Origin of the sequence: Nostoc sp., assembly GCF_036917935.1 — a bacterium.
In the GTDB taxonomy this organism is placed as follows: domain Bacteria; phylum Cyanobacteriota; class Cyanobacteriia; order Cyanobacteriales; family Nostocaceae; genus Nostoc.
In genome coordinates this window covers 23,966-40,289 of record NZ_JBALEL010000003.1, presented here as the reverse complement: position 1 = coordinate 40,289, position 16,324 = coordinate 23,966, and the positions used below count along the sequence as shown (strand labels likewise).

The 16,324-nt window shown below is 40.8% G+C and carries 13 protein-coding genes and 1 pseudogene; 8 read left to right on the top strand and 6 right to left on the bottom strand.

Annotation, left to right across the window (positions count from 1 at the left end):
• Window positions 1-98: 98 nt before the first annotated feature.
• From V7K62_RS02995 to V7K62_RS02980, 4 genes are all read left to right on the top strand, one after another.
• Window positions 99-1,364, top strand: a complete 1,266-nt coding sequence (locus V7K62_RS02995) for a M16 family metallopeptidase (RefSeq protein ID WP_334861551.1) — start codon at window positions 99-101, stop codon at window positions 1,362-1,364.
• Between the two features lie 87 nt (window positions 1,365-1,451).
• Entirely contained in the window at window positions 1,452-2,723 is a 1,272-nt protein-coding gene (locus V7K62_RS02990) for a M16 family metallopeptidase (RefSeq protein WP_334861549.1), read from the top strand.
• 110 nt (window positions 2,724-2,833) lie between these two features.
• Entirely contained in the window at window positions 2,834-3,877 is a 1,044-nt protein-coding gene (locus tag V7K62_RS02985; RefSeq protein ID WP_334861547.1) for a peptidoglycan-binding domain-containing protein, read from the top strand.
• Between the two features lie 400 nt (window positions 3,878-4,277).
• Window positions 4,278-4,631, top strand: coding sequence for a phage holin family protein (locus V7K62_RS02980; RefSeq protein WP_334861545.1), 354 nt, complete (start codon window positions 4,278-4,280; stop codon window positions 4,629-4,631).
• A 335-nt stretch (window positions 4,632-4,966) separates the two neighbouring features.
• Here V7K62_RS02980 and V7K62_RS02975 read toward each other — a convergent pair whose 3' ends face one another.
• From V7K62_RS02975 to argS, 3 genes are all read right to left on the bottom strand, one after another.
• Complete coding sequence (locus V7K62_RS02975) at window positions 4,967-5,467, bottom strand: cobalamin biosynthesis protein (protein WP_334861543.1); 501 nt, start codon at window positions 5,465-5,467, stop codon at window positions 4,967-4,969.
• Window positions 5,468-5,475: 8 nt separating this feature from the next.
• Window positions 5,476-6,039, bottom strand: coding sequence for a Uma2 family endonuclease (locus V7K62_RS02970; RefSeq protein WP_334861541.1), 564 nt, complete (start codon window positions 6,037-6,039; stop codon window positions 5,476-5,478).
• Window positions 6,040-6,170: 131 nt separating this feature from the next.
• Window positions 6,171-7,925, bottom strand: coding sequence for an arginine--tRNA ligase (gene argS, locus V7K62_RS02965; protein ID WP_334861539.1), 1,755 nt, complete (start codon window positions 7,923-7,925; stop codon window positions 6,171-6,173).
• Between the two features lie 823 nt (window positions 7,926-8,748).
• Between argS and V7K62_RS02960 the strand changes: the two genes are divergently transcribed.
• Window positions 8,749-9,585 carry a DUF4114 domain-containing protein gene (locus V7K62_RS02960; RefSeq protein WP_334861537.1) on the top strand — a complete coding sequence of 279 codons (837 nt, stop codon included), beginning with the start codon at window positions 8,749-8,751 and terminating at the stop codon, window positions 9,583-9,585.
• 83 nt (window positions 9,586-9,668) lie between these two features.
• On the opposite strand, the gene V7K62_RS02955 is transcribed toward V7K62_RS02960, so the two are convergent.
• Entirely contained in the window at window positions 9,669-10,937 is a 1,269-nt protein-coding gene (locus V7K62_RS02955) for a tetratricopeptide repeat protein (protein WP_334861535.1), read from the bottom strand.
• A 210-nt stretch (window positions 10,938-11,147) separates the two neighbouring features.
• On the opposite strand from V7K62_RS02955, the pseudogene V7K62_RS31445 reads away from it, so the two are divergent.
• Window positions 11,148-11,381: pseudogene (locus tag V7K62_RS31445) on the top strand (hypothetical protein); the annotation flags it as partial.
• Between the two features lie 63 nt (window positions 11,382-11,444).
• Here the strand turns inward: V7K62_RS31445 and V7K62_RS02950 are convergent.
• Window positions 11,445-12,113 carry a 2OG-Fe dioxygenase family protein gene (locus V7K62_RS02950; RefSeq protein ID WP_334861534.1) on the bottom strand — a complete coding sequence of 223 codons (669 nt, stop codon included), beginning with the start codon at window positions 12,111-12,113 and terminating at the stop codon, window positions 11,445-11,447.
• 709 nt (window positions 12,114-12,822) lie between these two features.
• On the opposite strand from V7K62_RS02950, the gene V7K62_RS02945 reads away from it, so the two are divergent.
• Both V7K62_RS02945 and sfsA read left to right on the top strand, forming a co-directional pair.
• Window positions 12,823-13,908, top strand: a complete 1,086-nt coding sequence (locus V7K62_RS02945; protein ID WP_334861532.1) for a site-specific integrase — start codon at window positions 12,823-12,825, stop codon at window positions 13,906-13,908.
• 516 nt (window positions 13,909-14,424) lie between these two features.
• Window positions 14,425-15,144, top strand: a complete 720-nt coding sequence (gene sfsA, locus V7K62_RS02940; protein ID WP_442937214.1) for a DNA/RNA nuclease SfsA — start codon at window positions 14,425-14,427, stop codon at window positions 15,142-15,144.
• Between the two features lie 192 nt (window positions 15,145-15,336).
• Here sfsA and V7K62_RS02935 read toward each other — a convergent pair whose 3' ends face one another.
• Window positions 15,337-15,738 (bottom strand): fasciclin domain-containing protein, encoded by a 402-nt coding sequence (locus V7K62_RS02935; RefSeq protein WP_334861528.1) that lies wholly within the window; start codon window positions 15,736-15,738, stop codon window positions 15,337-15,339.
• Window positions 15,739-16,324 lie beyond the last annotated feature (586 nt).

Here is a 16,324-nt window from a genome sequence, read left to right as displayed (position 1 = left end):
ACAATTCTACAAAATCTGTATAACTTGATTCTAAATGAAGTATCGTTCAGAGTTAAGATGACACAATTGCCTTAAATTGTGGTTAAAGCTACAAAAAATTGTTAAAACAATTAACTAATACCGTATTTCCAGCCTCGGTCTTCCGACTAGAGAGTGGTTTAACATTTATTCATCAAGAAATTCCCACTACTCCCGTAGTTGTGGCGGATGTTTGGGTGCGTGCTGGAGCTAGCCTAGAGCCAAAACCGTGGTTCGGCATGGCGCACTTTTTAGAACACATGATTTTTAAAGGTACGGCGACGCTACCCCCTGGAATGTTCGATTCCAAAGTTGAAAACCGGGGTGGCGTGAGTAATGCAGCGACAAGCTATGATTATGCTCATTATTCACTCACCACCGCTGCCCCTTATTTAAAAGATACTCTGCCCTACTTGGGAGAACTACTCCTCAATGCGGCAATTCCAGAAGATGAATTTAGCCGCGAACGGGACGTGGTGCTAGAGGAAATTCGCTCTTGTCAGGACGATTGCGACTGGATCGGATTCCAAACTCTAATTCAAAGCATCTATCCACATCACCCTTACGGGCGTTCGGTGCTGGGTACTGAACAAGAACTGATGCAGCAATCGCCAGAAGCAATGCGTTCTTTTCACCGCACTCACTATCAGCCGGAAAACATGACGGTGGTAATTGCCGGAGGTATAGCCCAGCAACCAGCTTGGGAAATGGTAAATCATTCATTTGCTGATTTTGCCGAACGCTCGAATTGTCCGCAGTTTGAGAAAGTGGCAAAGCCAGTAATAACAGGAATTCACCGTCAAGAACTATGTTTACCACGCATAGAGCAAGCGCGATTGTTGATGGCGTGGCTGGTACCCGGAGTAGAAGATATTCGTACTGGCTATGGTTTAGATTTGTTGTCGGTGTTATTAGCAGAAGGGCGGACTTCGCGTTTAGTGCGTGATTTGCGAGAAGATTTGCAATTGGTACAGGGAATTTACAGTAGTTTTTCTTTACAACGGGAATCAAGTTTATTTACAATAACTGCCTGGTTGGAACCAGAAAATCTGGAAGAGGTTGAGTCCTTAATTTGCGCTCATTTGGATGATTTGCAGACTAGAGGAATTAGTGAACAAGAACTTGCCCGTATACGCAGACTTCTATGTAACGAGTATGCCTTTTCTACTGAAACCCCAAATCAACTGACTGGGCTTTATGGATATTACAATACCATCGCCCAAGCGGAATTAGCTGTGACATATCCCCAGCAGATTCAGTCTTTTGATGCCCAAGAACTGCAAAAATTAGCTAAACAGTATCTCTCGCCGGAGAATTACGCGGTTACTGTACTTAAACCGTGTTAGTCATTAGTTATTAGTCATTAGTCATTAGCAAAAGACGAATGACAAAGGACAAAGGACAAATGACAAAGGACAAAGGACAAAGGACAAATGACAACCTTGCTGCAAAAATCGCCCATCCATCGCACTGTATTGAACAATGGGATTGTCGTGCTGGTGGCAGAAAACCCTGCTGCGGACATTATTGCGGCGCGAATTTTTGTGCGTGCTGGTAGTTGTAACGAAAACCGGGAGCAAGCAGGGTTGGCACATTTGCTATCAGCAGTGATGACAAAGGGATGCGATGGACTTTCTAGCTTAGAAATTGCAGAAAAAGTCGAGTCTGTAGGAGCAAGTTTGAGTGCAGATACTGGCACTGATTATTTTTTGCTATCTTTCAAAACGGTAACATCCGATTTTGGGGAAATTTTAACATTGGCAGGGCGGATTTTGCGATCGCCGACTTTTCCCGAAACTCAAGTTGAACTAGAACGACGTTTAGCACTCCAAGATATTCGTTCCCAAAAAGAGCAACCGTTCAATGTCGCTTTTGAACAAATGCGGCAGGTAATGTACCAAAATCATCCCTACTCGATGTCAGTGCTAGGAGATGAAACCACCATGAGCCGCTTAACTCGTGCGGATTTAGTAGAGTATCACCAAACTTATTTTCGTCCAGATAATCTAGTAATTAGTATTGCTGGTAGAGTCACACCCACAGATGCAGTGGCATTGGTGAAAGAAGTTTTTGGTGATTGGCAAGCTACAGCCCAAGCACTGCCAATACTGAATTTACCTGAAATTAAGGTAGAACCGCAGGTAAAACTAAAGCCAATACAGACACAACAATCAATCGTGATGCTCGGTTATTTAGGAACATCGGTGAGTTCTGTTGACTACGCCCCATTGAAATTGCTGTGTACCTACTTGGGAAATGGGCTTTCTAGTCGCTTGTTTGTCGAATTGCGGGAAAAACGAGGTTTAGCTTACGAAGTGTCTGCATTTTACTCTACAAGGCTATTTCCAGCGTCGTTTGTGGTTTACATAGGTACAGCACCGGAGAATACCAGCATCGCCCTAGAGGGACTGCGTACAGAAGTAGATTTATTGTCTACCACCGAAGTATCTGAAAGCGCCCTCCAAGCTGCTAAAAACAAGATCCTGGGGCAATACGCCTTGGGTAAACAAACGAACGGGCAAATTGCTCAGATATACGGGTGGTATGAAACTTTGGGCTTAGGAATTGATTTTGACACCAAGTTTCAAGAATTGATTGCTCTGGTGAGTGCCCAGGATGCGATCGCTTCAGCTCGTAAATATTTAAAAGAGCCTTACTTGTCTTTAGTTGGTCAAGAAGAAGCAATTAATCGAGCGATCGCGTAACTGAGAATATGCCGCAGCTACGCCCGTCGGAGACATCGTTTTCTACAGCAGCTGTTTTTTAGACCAAGCGGCTGTACCATTAGCATGAGAATATTCTGGGAGTAAATTCCATGCAAAGCAGCCTGACAGAAAGTATTTTGAGTTACTTAAAATTACTAGACCCAACTGTAAATCGCTGTAGAATGGAAAAACGGCCAAAGGGTTGGTGGCCAAAGAGGTCTAAATCTTTATCAGCCATCGAAATACTCTTGTTCTCCACTACGCCCCTCTTGATTGCTTCAACCGCTGTAATATCAATAGCAGCACCACAAAAAATTGCTCAAGTAAATCCTGGAGATAGCATCAACCGCCCGATCCTGAAAGTTGGTAGCCAAGGCGAACGCGTGTCTGAACTTCAAGCAGCTCTGAAACTTTTGGGTTTTTACTCTGGTGCTGTAGATGGTACATATAGTGAGAATACAGCTAGCGCTGTTTCCCGGTTTAAACAAGCAGCTGGCTTGAATCCAGATGGCGTTGTTGATGCCAGCACTTGGCAACGACTTTTTCCTAATCAACCAGTTGCAGCATCAACCGTCCCTTCATCCCAGCCAAGATTTAACTCAGCGACAAATTTTCCTGTTCCAACCCAGGCTAACAACGTCACCAACGTTGTAAATTCTAACCCCCCAAAAAAAGCTGTAACCCAAGTTGCGACTAAACCTGAACCAAAACCTACTACCCCAAAAAAAGCTGTAACCCAAGTTGCGACTAAACCTGAACCAAAACCTACTACCCCAAAAAAAGCTGTAACCCAAGTTGCGACTAACCCTGAACCAAGACCTGCTACCCCCAGAAAAGCTACAACCTCCAACACACAGAAAACGCCGAAGCGTACTACCTCAACTACTCGAACTCAGTCAAACACAACTACTAAACGAACTCCTGGTATTCAATACACTTCAGAAGGATTGCCAATTTTGCGTATAGGATTACGTGGTTCTGAAGTTGTTAAGTTGCAACAACAACTGAAAAAGCTTGGTTTCTTGAAAGGTGAAGCCGATGGAGACTTTGGCGAGACAACCGAGACAGCAGTGAAAGCTGCACAAAAGCGCTATGGTTTAGAAGCTGACGGCGTAGTTGGTGGCTCTACCTGGGAGGTTCTTTTGCGGCGTTAACCGTATCCCTACTCTTCAAGCTTGGTACATGTAGCGTCTCACCCGCCCGTAAGGGCAAGACTTCGGCGTGAGCGCTCAGTCGAACGCGGACAAAACTAGATAATTTATTTCTTGGAAATCCCTAAATACGGAGGTTTCTCTAAGTCGAGAAACCTTTGTAGGGGTTTTGCGCTTCACACCATTTTTTATGAATTTAATGCGGTACATCCTGCAATACGATAAAGATATACCGATTAGAAGCAGCTCTCTTGCCAGCACTGAAAAATTACATTGCTTTTAGGCTGACGAAAGATGATGGCAACTTTAGAAGTCAAGCACAACTACACCTAATCGTGTTACAGATCACAACTGGCAATAGTGAAATTAATTAAACTGACTGCTAAATCCTCTAAAAAAACTTATGCAACACTTTTTATTAACTTGGCTAGGTAGTGCGGTGGCGTTATTTATTACTGCTAATATCGTTCCGGGATTCTTTATCAAGAATTTTCTGACTGCCTTAATTGCTGCCCTTGTTATTGGTCTGGTTAATGCATTTATTAGACCAATTTTGCAGATTTTGACGTTTCCGATTACCTTACTCACCTTTGGTTTATTTACATTAGTGATCAACGCCTTAACCCTTTGGCTGGCAAGTGCCCTAACTCCTGGTTATGGTTTTGAGATTCAGGGCTTTTTACCTGCTTTTTTAGGTTCAGTTGTGCTAGCTATTGTTTCTAGCGTAATTAACTATTTGTTGAGAGTTGTTGACTAGAAAAATTAGCTTAATAAGCAGAAGCCTCTCACCTACCCAAAGGGAGGTGATGAGATGAATGCGTGTGAGTTGAGTTGCGTAGCCTGAATTGTATTTGAGCGTAGCGAAAATAAAGTTGGCTACAGCGACGAAACGAACTGTTAGATTGATTTTATGTTATTATCAAAGAGTGGGTGTAATTAAATTAAATGCAGAAATGCAGCCTACAAAACAAAAAACAAATCTTAAAATCAAAGAACCGTGGGGCGCACGGTCTTAAAGCTCAGTCAATGTCTTCAAAGAAGAGTCCCTGAGAAGCCCACACTCACCTGAAAGGGAGTGTGTGGAGTACGTCACTAAATTGTAATATTAATATTTGAGGCTTGGGCAACAGCTAGTGTTACCACTCCTGTTTGCCCTTGTAGCTGGAAAATTTGTTTAGGAACTAAGAAACTTCCCCGCAATGCTTCTATGCTGGCAACAGGGAAAGCAGTCAACGATGTTAGTTGAGAGGCTGCAAGAATAGCAGCGGCCTCTGCTACGCTAGGTGTACCTACTTTGTGATTGGTAATTGTGGCAGGGTTGGGGACACACACAGAGCGAAGCATTTTGGCAGAAAAGGTTTTTAGCGGCAAATTGCGGAGGTGGCAAAGTTCTACTAAGCCAACTTCTAAGGCTTTAGTGTCAATGGTAGCAATACCTGCGATCGCACTTTGAAAAAGTTGATTTTCTCGAAATACTTGCTCAATTGCCCAATCAATCAACTGCCATGATGTTCCCCGTTTACAACCGATTCCTACCCATAAAACCTGTTGGACTTGGTGTATTTCCTTACTCAGTTCGTCACGGTTTGACATGCTTGGGTTTACTCCAACAGCCAACCAAATAAATCTCCTACTGTCAGCCTCAACTCACTTGCAAAATCTGGCACAGGAAGTAAAGCATCTAATTCATCCAACATGACTGGCTGTTGATTGCGGATGTACACAAATACCGTTTGTTCTTCTGGATCAATTAGCCAACCCATTTGTGTTTCATAATTCAGGCAATGTAAAATATTTTTTGTAACTTTCGTTTGTCTTTGGTCAGGTGATAGAATCTCGATAGTCCAATCGGGAGCGGCTGAAAATAAATTTGCTACCCTGCCATTTTCTTTGCGAGGTATTCTCTCCCAAGTAAATACCGCTACATCCGGGATAATTGATCTGCCACCAAATGTACACCGCAGTTCTGGATATGCTCGTGCAACTCTTTGGGGTTTCAAGACAGCATTAACAGTAATAATCAGTTCACCTTGAATAGTGCTATGTTCTCCCTGTGCTATTGGTTTTTGAATAATTTCACCATTGATGTATTCACTAGCGGGTTTCGTTTCTGGTAACATCAGAAACTCTGCCAAAGTTATGTTTTTAGATGGTGTCTGTACCATAAGCGATCGCCTCCAAATCCAACAAATTTTCTTAACAACCCGCAAAGGACACAAAGAAAAAATCAACCTTAACTTAACTCTTACTCTGCGTACCTTTGCGCTACCTCAGCGTAACTCTGCGTTAAAAAACATTACATCCTCTCCAATACTTGAATTCCCAACAAAGATAATCCCAACTTTAGGGTTCTAGCAGTCAAATCACATAAAACCAAGCGAGATGTTCGCTGCGGTTCCTCAGCTTGTAATATGGGACAGCGATCATAAAACTGATTAAACTTTTTACTCAGTTCGTACAAATATTCACATAAACGATTGGGCAGCAAGTCTTGCTCTACACTACTAATAACTTCATCCAGTTGAAGTAAATATTTCGCCAGCGCTAATTCTGTTTCATGCTGCAACAGGATGGCATTGTTTCCCAACTCTTTAAAGTTAATATCACCCTTGCGGCTAATTCCGTGAATCCGCGCATAAACATACAACATATAGGGCGCAGTATTACCTTTGAGATCAAGCATTTTGTCGTAGCTGAAGATGTAGTTACTGGTGCGGTTTTGGCTTAAGTCTGCATATTTAACTGCACTGATGCCAACTACCCTCGCAACTTCATTAATGAATTCTTCAGTTTCTTGCCGTTCTTCTTCTTGTACTCTAGTTTTTAAATCAGTATGGGTACGAGAAACAGCTTCATCTAACAAATCCCGTAACCGCACACTGTCCCCAAAACGAGTTTTGATTCTTTTACCATCTTCTCCTAACACCAACCCAAACGGCACATGCACTAATTCCACATCATCGGGAATCCATCCAGCTTTGCGTGCAACCTGGAAAAATTGGGCAAAGTGGTTTCCTTGTCCAGCATCGGTTACATAAATTATCCGCTTTGCTTGATCCTGCTGAATTCGGTAGCGCAGGGATGCTAAATCTGTTGTGGCGTAGTTATAGCCGCCATCTGATTTCTGCACAATTAAGGGTAAAGGTTCACCTTCTCTATTTGTAAACCCTTCCAGAAAAACGCATTTTGCCCCTTGATTTTCTACCAGTAATCCAGATTTATCTAAATCTTCCACAACGCCAGATAGTAAAGGGTTATAAAAAGATTCCCCGCGTTCAGTTAACTTGATATCCAGCAACTCATAAATTATTTGAAACTCCCGCCGCGACTGTTCACACAATAGTTTCCAAGCATGGAGTGTATCTTCTGCACCTGCTTGTAATCTGACAACTTCTTGGCGTGCTGTTTCTTGAAAAGCTTCATCTGCATCAAACCGCAGTTTGGCTTTGCGATAAAAAGAGACTAAATCACCAATATCTAAAGCATTAGCGGTGGTAAGGGCGTCTGGGTAAACTTCCCGCAGATAGGCGATTAACATCCCAAACTGCGTACCCCAATCACCTACATGATTTAACCGCAGTACATCGTGTCCTTGAAATTCTAAAATTCGGGCGATGGAATCACCAATAATCGTCGAACGCAAGTGTCCGACGTGCATTTCTTTGGCAATATTCGGACTGGAAAAATCCACAATTTCCCGCTTCGGCGTTTTCGCGGCTGGAACTCCTAGTCTGGGATCAGCTTGAATCGCGTTTAGTTGTGCTTCTAAGTATGCCGTTTTCAGTTTGAGATTGATAAATCCTGGCCCAGCGATTTCTGGCGGTTCGCAGATTTCGGATACATCTAGTTTCTCAACGATCGCACCTGCGATCGCTCTTGGTTGCTTTCCTAACTTTTTACTCAGGGATAAAGCCACATTCGCCTGATAATCGCCAAATTTAGGATTGCTAGCAAGAACCAAAATTGGATCTACTCCAGCGAAGTCAGCGCCAAAAGCTGCGACTAAAGCCTGTTCAACCTGATCTTTTAGTTTTTCTTGTGTAGCGTTCATATATAAATTTTATCTGTGAGAGGGGGAATGTAGCTCTGGAAAAGCTTGATTATTTTAACCTTAAAGATATTCATCAAGTCTAAGCAGGGACTGTCATTCTAAAGTACAACCACCCTAAATTGTCTCCCATCCTCGGCAGAACTTCCAGATTCTGACGATACCGCAGTGGATGTTGACAGACTACTACTAGTTCATCAAGTCAACGAAAGTATTCATCTAGTAAGCAAAAGTCCTGACTACAAACTTATTTACTCAGGTTTGGTTGACTTGATAGATTACCACGTTTATAGCGTTTCCTAATCACATGAGGTACGTCATAGCCCCCTCTCGAAGAGCGGGGAGGGGGTTGGGGGTGGGGTTTTTGTATCTCACTCAACTGAGAACCGCTATATTAACGTAAGTACGGAGTTGAACTCTGTTTGTATACCCGCAAATAACCTTCAACAAGGCTAAGTTTACACGCATGACAGCGCCCTCCTACTTATCTACCTCAGTCAAATGAAAATTCTTATAGATTAAGCTTTTAGCCTTTAATTATAGAAATTACACATCTTATTTTCATAAAAAGTCTAAAATTCTCGTCAAATTTTCATCATATATAACTTTAAATGCTAAGTGCTAATAACAGTGTCTTAGCCGATGGATAATAGTATTTTTCCGTACAAATACTTTAAATAAAGAGCTATTTAAATATACCAATAAAAGCCAACTTTTAGATTGACGTTGCAGAAGTGTAGCTGTTAGAAGTAAGAGACAACTTCAGACAGATATCTGCTAAAAACAGCATTATCTAAATTGTTTTCCCTACTTAATGACTTCTGATATGAAACTTACTTTATTGACTGCCTTGATTGCCGCTACAGCCACCTTAACCGGATTAGTTTCCAAAGTAGAAACTGCATCTGCTGCTGATTTTAATTGGAATAGTGCCTGGACTCAACCAACGGTATATAACAAGTCTCAAACTGGTTTTAACGACGCTCCTTTTCAACAATTTGTCCAAGCAGAAAGCGTTGCCCTCCCAAACAGCGGACAATTTAAATTAGACGTTAGTAATTTAAACTTAAAATACGACCACGATGTTTCTGCTTACTTTATCAATGAGGGTGCAGGTTATAGAAACCAGTTAGCCTTCGATGCCACAGGAACTACTAATAAGTCTGGGCTGCTTTTTAATGATATTTCCTGTCAAGGAAATGGGTGTGTTAGTGGTGACTGGGGTGGTAATGCCCTAAAACTGGGTGATGGCGTCAAAGTTGGTAATGTTACCGCAGGTACTCAACTCGACTTCTGGTTAAGAGCTGATGGTTTAAACCGTGGCAACTCTGCCAATATCTTTGGTACTGATACTGCCTCTAACGCTGACGGACTACAGCACGCAGTTGCTTATGCTTATAACAACTACATCCTCTTGGCATTTGAGGATTTATACGGAGGTTTACACGCTTCAGGGGTAGATTCTGCAACTGGTAAGTGGAACGAAGGCTCCGATCGTGACTTTAATGATGTTGTCGTCGTTCTTGATATCGGTGAAGCAAATGTTAGAGAGCTAATTGGTGCTACCGTTCCTGAACCATCTGTTACTCTATCAATGTTTGCGGTGGGAGCAGTTGGCATGTTTGGATTGCGTCGTCGCCGTCAAAGTCGCACTGCTAACTAAACTTTGAAAATAACAAGTAATTGAGCGCATTTTCACCCGTATCAGTGTACGGGTGAATTTACGTTTGTAGTGGCATTTATATTTTATCTATTGCGATCGCGTTCTAAATCATCAATCACTTTTTGCAAATACCACTCGTCTGACATCCCAGGATGGTAATCCTGATTTTGCTGAATCAATCGTTCGGCAATTTCCCAGTATCCCCCAACCATTCGCAAAAGTCGCTGACGTAGCAGGTGATATTTTTGCTTTTTTGACTCTGGACTAAATTTCTGGATTTTTTCTAGGCTACTTAAGACTTGTTGATAATTTTCCCAGTCTTCTTGTTCACAAAAGATACTCGCCGCCCGTTGATAATCTTCCACGGCGTTTTGGATTTCTTCTAAGCAAGTATAGGCAATGCCGCGATTGTAGTAAGCTTGAGGATCATCGGGATTGATTTGCAGTGCTTGGGTGTAATCTTGAATTGCACCGAGATAATTACCCGTTACCCGATAGGCATTACCTCTGGCAATATAGACTAACACATCTTCGGGTTGCATCTGGAGTGCTTGGTTAAGATCCGCGATCGCACCTTGATGATCTCCCAAGACAGAACGGGCTTTACCTCGGTTGCGATAGACAATGGCATCTTGAAAATTTAGTCGCAGTGCTTGATTAAAATCTGCGATCGCTTCTCGATAATTCCCCATTTTACAACGCACAACCCCACGACAGCAGTAAGCTTGGGCATCTTGCGGATCAGCTTTTAATACCCAGTTTAAATCGGCGAGTGCCTCTTGGGTGTCTCCCTTCTCAGCCTTTTCTAATAATTGTGTGAAATAATCATTGGTGGATAAAATTGGCGCATTGGTGGAACCTGATTGCTGTACAACAGGTTTTTCTTGGGGTTGTAGCTGTTTAATTAGTTCTAAACACAGACGACAATTCTCTTTGTCTTGTTGTTCTAGATATAATTGTGCAGCCTTTTTAAAATTAGCGATCGCATCTTGAATATAACCTTGTTTGCGCCGCACCATCCCCCGCAGATTATAAGCAGCAGCATAATTGAGATTGAGACGAATAGCGCGTTCAACATCGTCTAGCGCCCCCGATAAATTTTTCAGCGCTACCCTAGCCAATCCCCGACAATAATATGCCTCTACACTCTCAGGATTCAGCTTTATGGCTTCGGTATAATCTGAAACAGCTTTCAGGATTGCTCCTGAGTCATAATGTGCCAAACCCCGTTGCAAATAAGCTTCGCTAAAGTAAGGTGTCAGTTGTAAAGTATGGTTAAATTCCTCAATTGCTCCCGCGTAGTCTTTTCGCCTAGCCTTTTCCAATCCTCTATTGTAGAATTCGTCATTCATGGCATTTATTTGGTTGATGCAGTTAATTGAATTCCAGCGGGCTTGTTTCGTAGCCTAACCTATGCACTCACCTTCATATTTTAAGTATATTTCATAGATTTTGTGAAATAAAACCAACACACTACCTTAAGTTTTTATAAATGGAATTTACCCAATACAATATTGTACACGTCCAGATTTTAGAGTTAACTTTAGTGAAAATATCACTAATCAAATTTATTATTATATTCAGCAGTTTGTGGCTGTAAATTCAATCCAGTTGCGATTCCAGGTGATAGAACGATAGAAAAAAATTCTAGTTTTAATAAAAAAGCTGGGCAAATGACTACATTCAAATCCCCATATCTTCTAGATTATAAAATATTTACGGTTGACTATAACTCAGAATTTAGGAGTCAGAATAGTTCAAGAATCAGCAGAAAATTTCTGGAATCAATATATTAATAATACTGGATTTCTTCTTAATTCTGACTTCTGCTTTCTGGGTGCTGAATTCTTGCACTAAAATTATTCCGAAAGCAAGCTGGGAGAGGTCAAAACAAAAACATCCCAACTTCCTTCAGCGTCAGTTTGTGGTTTTATGGGATTGGCGAAGTGGAAAAATTCATGGTCATTGACCAATAATAGTTCCCCCGGATTTAGAACTTTACTAAACACAGGCTTTTCTTTTTTGGCAGTATACAGATATGTTTCTCCACCTTGAATATTCTCTCTATTTACTGAGAATATGCCAATCAAATCAGTGCCGTCTTGATGGATACCTTCAGGTGCTGGATTACCAAAATTTTCTGGAGAACAACTAATTCTAATTTGATGAACTCCGATTTCAGCTTCAGGATGAAGTTTACAAGAATCACTAAATGCTAAAACAAGATTTTTGAAAATATCAAGTTCTATGAGTGCATCATCTAATTCTGCAAACTCTCTTTTTATGTCACCCGCTAATCGATTATACTCTTTACTTTGAAAGAAGTAGCCATGAGGTAATTTGATTAACTGATTTTCAGAGACTGTGAACCGAGATAATCTTCTAGAACGATAATTGCCTTTGATATAAGGGTCAAGAGGCATATTACTAAAAAATGGCTTGAAACCTTCTAGACTGATCGAATTTACCTTTCTGAGAGTAAATAGAAAAGCATATTCTAATTCCGTTGCTGTCCAGACTTTTTGCATAGGATTTACCTCCTTGCACGTTGAAATTCTCCCGGATTTGTTTGGGAGGTTTGTAACACTTAGTATATGCTACTTTTTATTACTATGTTGTCAATTTGACTACAAAATTTGACAATCCATGATATATAAAGTTACTCAAATTCTGTCACAAGGCGGAGTAGCTGCTGAAAAGATTTGCTGATAGAGCTTCGGTGGGCAAAGAATCGACGTATATTTACAAGCAGCAACAAGGTTCCATAATGATAGATTGGCTTTACCGTTACCCACCTTTATATAACTGTAATAATATACAATGCTCTAATACCAGTCACTTAAAAACTGATTTTCACACTTTGAGCATTAATTGAGCATTATGGTAAATAGCAGCAAAACACCAACGGGTAAGGCTAAGAAGGGGCAAGTAGCGGTAAGGGTTGATTCATGTAGCGTCAAGGCTTGCTTCCCCAGGTCGTATTGCAACAAGGGGCAGATAAAGCTGGCTACGGGTATCTCGCTAGTCGATGGTTGGGAGAGTAAAGCTAGCCAGTTGCAAAGGAGATTACAAATTGAACTTGAGGATGGAAAGCTAGATGACGGTGAAGGGAACTTTGATTTAGGACGGTACAATGACATCCTAAAGGAGTATGGACTACAAGCAAGGCTGAGGTTAGTGAAGGGTGAGTCTGTTACCAGTGATGGACAGCTACCACCAAAACCAGGGTTATCCCTGATGGAAGTGTGGGATATGTATTGTGAGTATCGGAAGCAAGGGTTAAGGGAAACAACGTATGAGCGCAAACATCAAGGGCAATACAAAAATTTTATTGAGTCAGCAATTGAGGCTACCAAGTCTGAGGATGCAATCAAAATTAGAAATTGGCTAGTTGAAAATAGAAATTTAGAAACTGTCACAAGAGTATTATCTAATCTCTCAAAAGCCTATCGATTGGGAATGAAAAATAAACTATTAGCTCACAATCCCTTTGAAGGAATGGCTGAGGAGATAACTACTAGAGGGGTAAAGGGTAAAACTCAGGATGAAATTGACACAGAAAATGATGACGATGTTTTAGATAGGGGGAAAGCTTACGCATGGGATGAGGTGCAAATAATTCTTGAGTATGCTAAAAAAAAGCCACACTGGTTTAATCTTTTAAAGTTTAAATTCCTCACTGGGTGTAGAACTGGTGAGGCAATTGCACTGATGTGGTGTGATATTGAATGGGATAAGGAACGGATTTTAATTCGTAGAACTTATGATAGTAGAATTAAAAAATTCTACCCTTTGAAAAATGACAACAGCTATAAAGGTGATTTAACGCGCAAGTTCCCTATGCCTAAAAATGGTGAATTGTGGAACATTTTAAAATCTATTCCGCAAAGTGAATCTAATGATATTGTTTTTAAAAGCAAACAAGGAAAAATAATTGATGACAGTGTTTTTTATTTTTTTTGGAAAGGAAGTACGGGAACTATCTCTAAAAGAGCAAGCAAGGGAATTATTCCAACATTAATTGAGCTAGGCAAGCTTACCAAGTACTTATCGCCCTATAACACACGGCACGCATTCATTACTCATGCTGTTTTTGACTTAGGGATAGATGAGAAGATAGTTAGTAACTGGTGTGGTCATCAGATAGAAGTGTCGAACAAGCATTATCAGGATGTAGCTATCTTTGCTGGTAGAACTAACCCTGAGTTACCAGCTACCACTACTCAACAGGTACAGCAACAATCCAGGATGGAACAACTAGAGGAGCAGTTGAGACAACAACAGGAACTCATCAACAAGCTACTTCAGGACAGAGATAAATAAACCTTATCATTCAACCATTAATTACCCCTTGAAATAAGCAATCAAGGGGTTTTTAGTGTCTATCTATCAAGCATTTCAATTTACTGTGAGTATTACTGCAAGTAATTTGAGATACCTGAGAGATAGGAACATATTCACCCATTTATTCACCTTCATTAATCAGCTTCACTTATACACACTAAAAAGGGAGACAGTTATCAACTCATCTCCCTTACTTATTATTTATATATATAGTTATAGTTGAGATACGAAATTAATTGATAGCCAGCAACCCGAAACGCAATTAACGGGGGACTGGCTTTTCTATTGGGAGTGTATCTCAGATTACTCACAGTATTACTGCAAGTAAATTTGCACATAAGATAGAGAGAGATTTATCCCTGAAAAGATGAGCATTTATTGAGCATAACTGCTGAGTAGTAATTTATACCAGTTATTGATGCTCAAACGCTGAAAGTAGGCTAATTGAGCATTCTGTGAGCATTTTAAGGTGAATAATGGCTAGGAGTATTGATTTTGTATATATTTAAGTACCCACCTTTATATCCTGGTATTTTACTCAAGCGTTACAAGCGGTTTTTTGCTGACGTTCAACTTGCTTCTGGCGAAATAGTCACAGCACACTGTCCCAATACAGGGCCAATGACTGGAGTATCGACTCCTCAAAGTCCGGTACAGCTTTCTAAAAGCGATAATCTTAACCGCAAATTGGCTTACACTTTAGAACTAATTCAGGTACATGACAATGAGCCAACTTGGGTAGGCATAAATACTTTTTTGCCCAATCGGGTGGTAAAGCTAGCTTTGGCGAAATACCTTTTCCCGGAATTGGGCGACTACAGCCAAATTAAGGGCGAGGTGGTTTATGGGTTAGATAAAAAAAGTCGAGTGGATTTTTTCTTGACGGGGAGTGATGAGGAACGCCCGATTTATTTAGAAGTGAAAAATACAACTTTATCTGAGGGGAGATTAGCCCTATTTCCTGACACGGAGACTACAAGAGGACAAAAGCACTTGCGAGAACTAATGGCGCTGCTACCTCTAACTCGTGCAGTGATGCTTTACTTTATCAATCGCGGTGATTGTATCGAGTTTTCCCCTGGCGATCGCACAGATCCTGTATATGGTAAATTATTACGGGATGCGATCGCTCTCGGTTTAGAAGTCTTACCTTGCCGTTTTGATATTTCCCCCGAAGGTATCCGTTATTTGGGTTTAGCAAAACTAAAAATTTAATTACATCTAATTAAGAGAGGCTAGCAATTGCAATGTCTCTACACGTATAAAACAATAAATCCATCTAGACACGATCTAGATGGATTTGTTGGTAGTTGATGTTTACGAAAAAACATTCAACCAGACTGTAATGAAGAAACGACTATAGGTAGTCGCCGCCCCAGAAATAGCATTTGCTATTCTGAAGCTTGCTTATGCAGGAATCAAAACTGTGTCAATGACGTGGATGACACCGTTGTCAGCAGCAACATCTGCTGTTGCAACTGTTGCATCATTGATCTTAACGCCATTAGAAGCGTCAATTTTTACATCTGAACCTTCAACTGTTTTAGCTGTCTTCAGCTTAACGACATCAGCAGCCAGTACCTTGCCTGAGACAACATGATAGGTCAAGATTTTCTTCAGCTTTGCAGGATCTTTCAATAATGCGTCTACTGTACCTGCTGGAAGCTTCTTAAACGCTTCGTCTGTGGGTGCGAAGACGGTGAATGGCCCAGGACCTTTAAGTGTATCTACCAGACCAGCGGCTTGGATTGCTGCAACTAGTGTTGTGAAAGAACCATTGTTAGTAGCAGTGTCAATTATGTTGGCCATGTGTTTTACCTAGTTCTGTGTAACTTGTTACAAATCTAAACTATTTTTTCAATAAAATCTATCTATCATTAGGTGTATGTTAAATCATTTTGTTTATTGATATTATAAAGGTTTGTATATATTTTTATACAAATAAAGAATTATATGTAGATCGTCCTGGCGGATGAGTTATGAGCAATGCTGGATGCGTAGTTTACCGTCGCAGGCATCGCTCTTTTTTCGACACAGCGGTAGGAGCGATCGCTCTTCACTAATATCAATGCAGCACTCCCTTTACCAAAAAAATCAGTTAAATAGATAGCGCCAAGTATTTTGTTGGTATAGCCAGGGTTTTAGATGTTTAGGATCTATCTAGTATATTTATTACAAAACCTTTGACTGAAAAGCATTTTTGGGTTTCATCAGGATTTATAGTTATGTTTTTCCTAGCTTTTTGTCAGGATTTGCTAACCAAAAATGTTGGTAGTGGGCGTATTTAACTGATATTATTTCATCACTAAATACATTTCACTCGCTGTTTGTGTAATTCCACTTGGAAATCAGAAACGGCCCATCACACTAACTAATGCTTTTAGCAATTGTGATT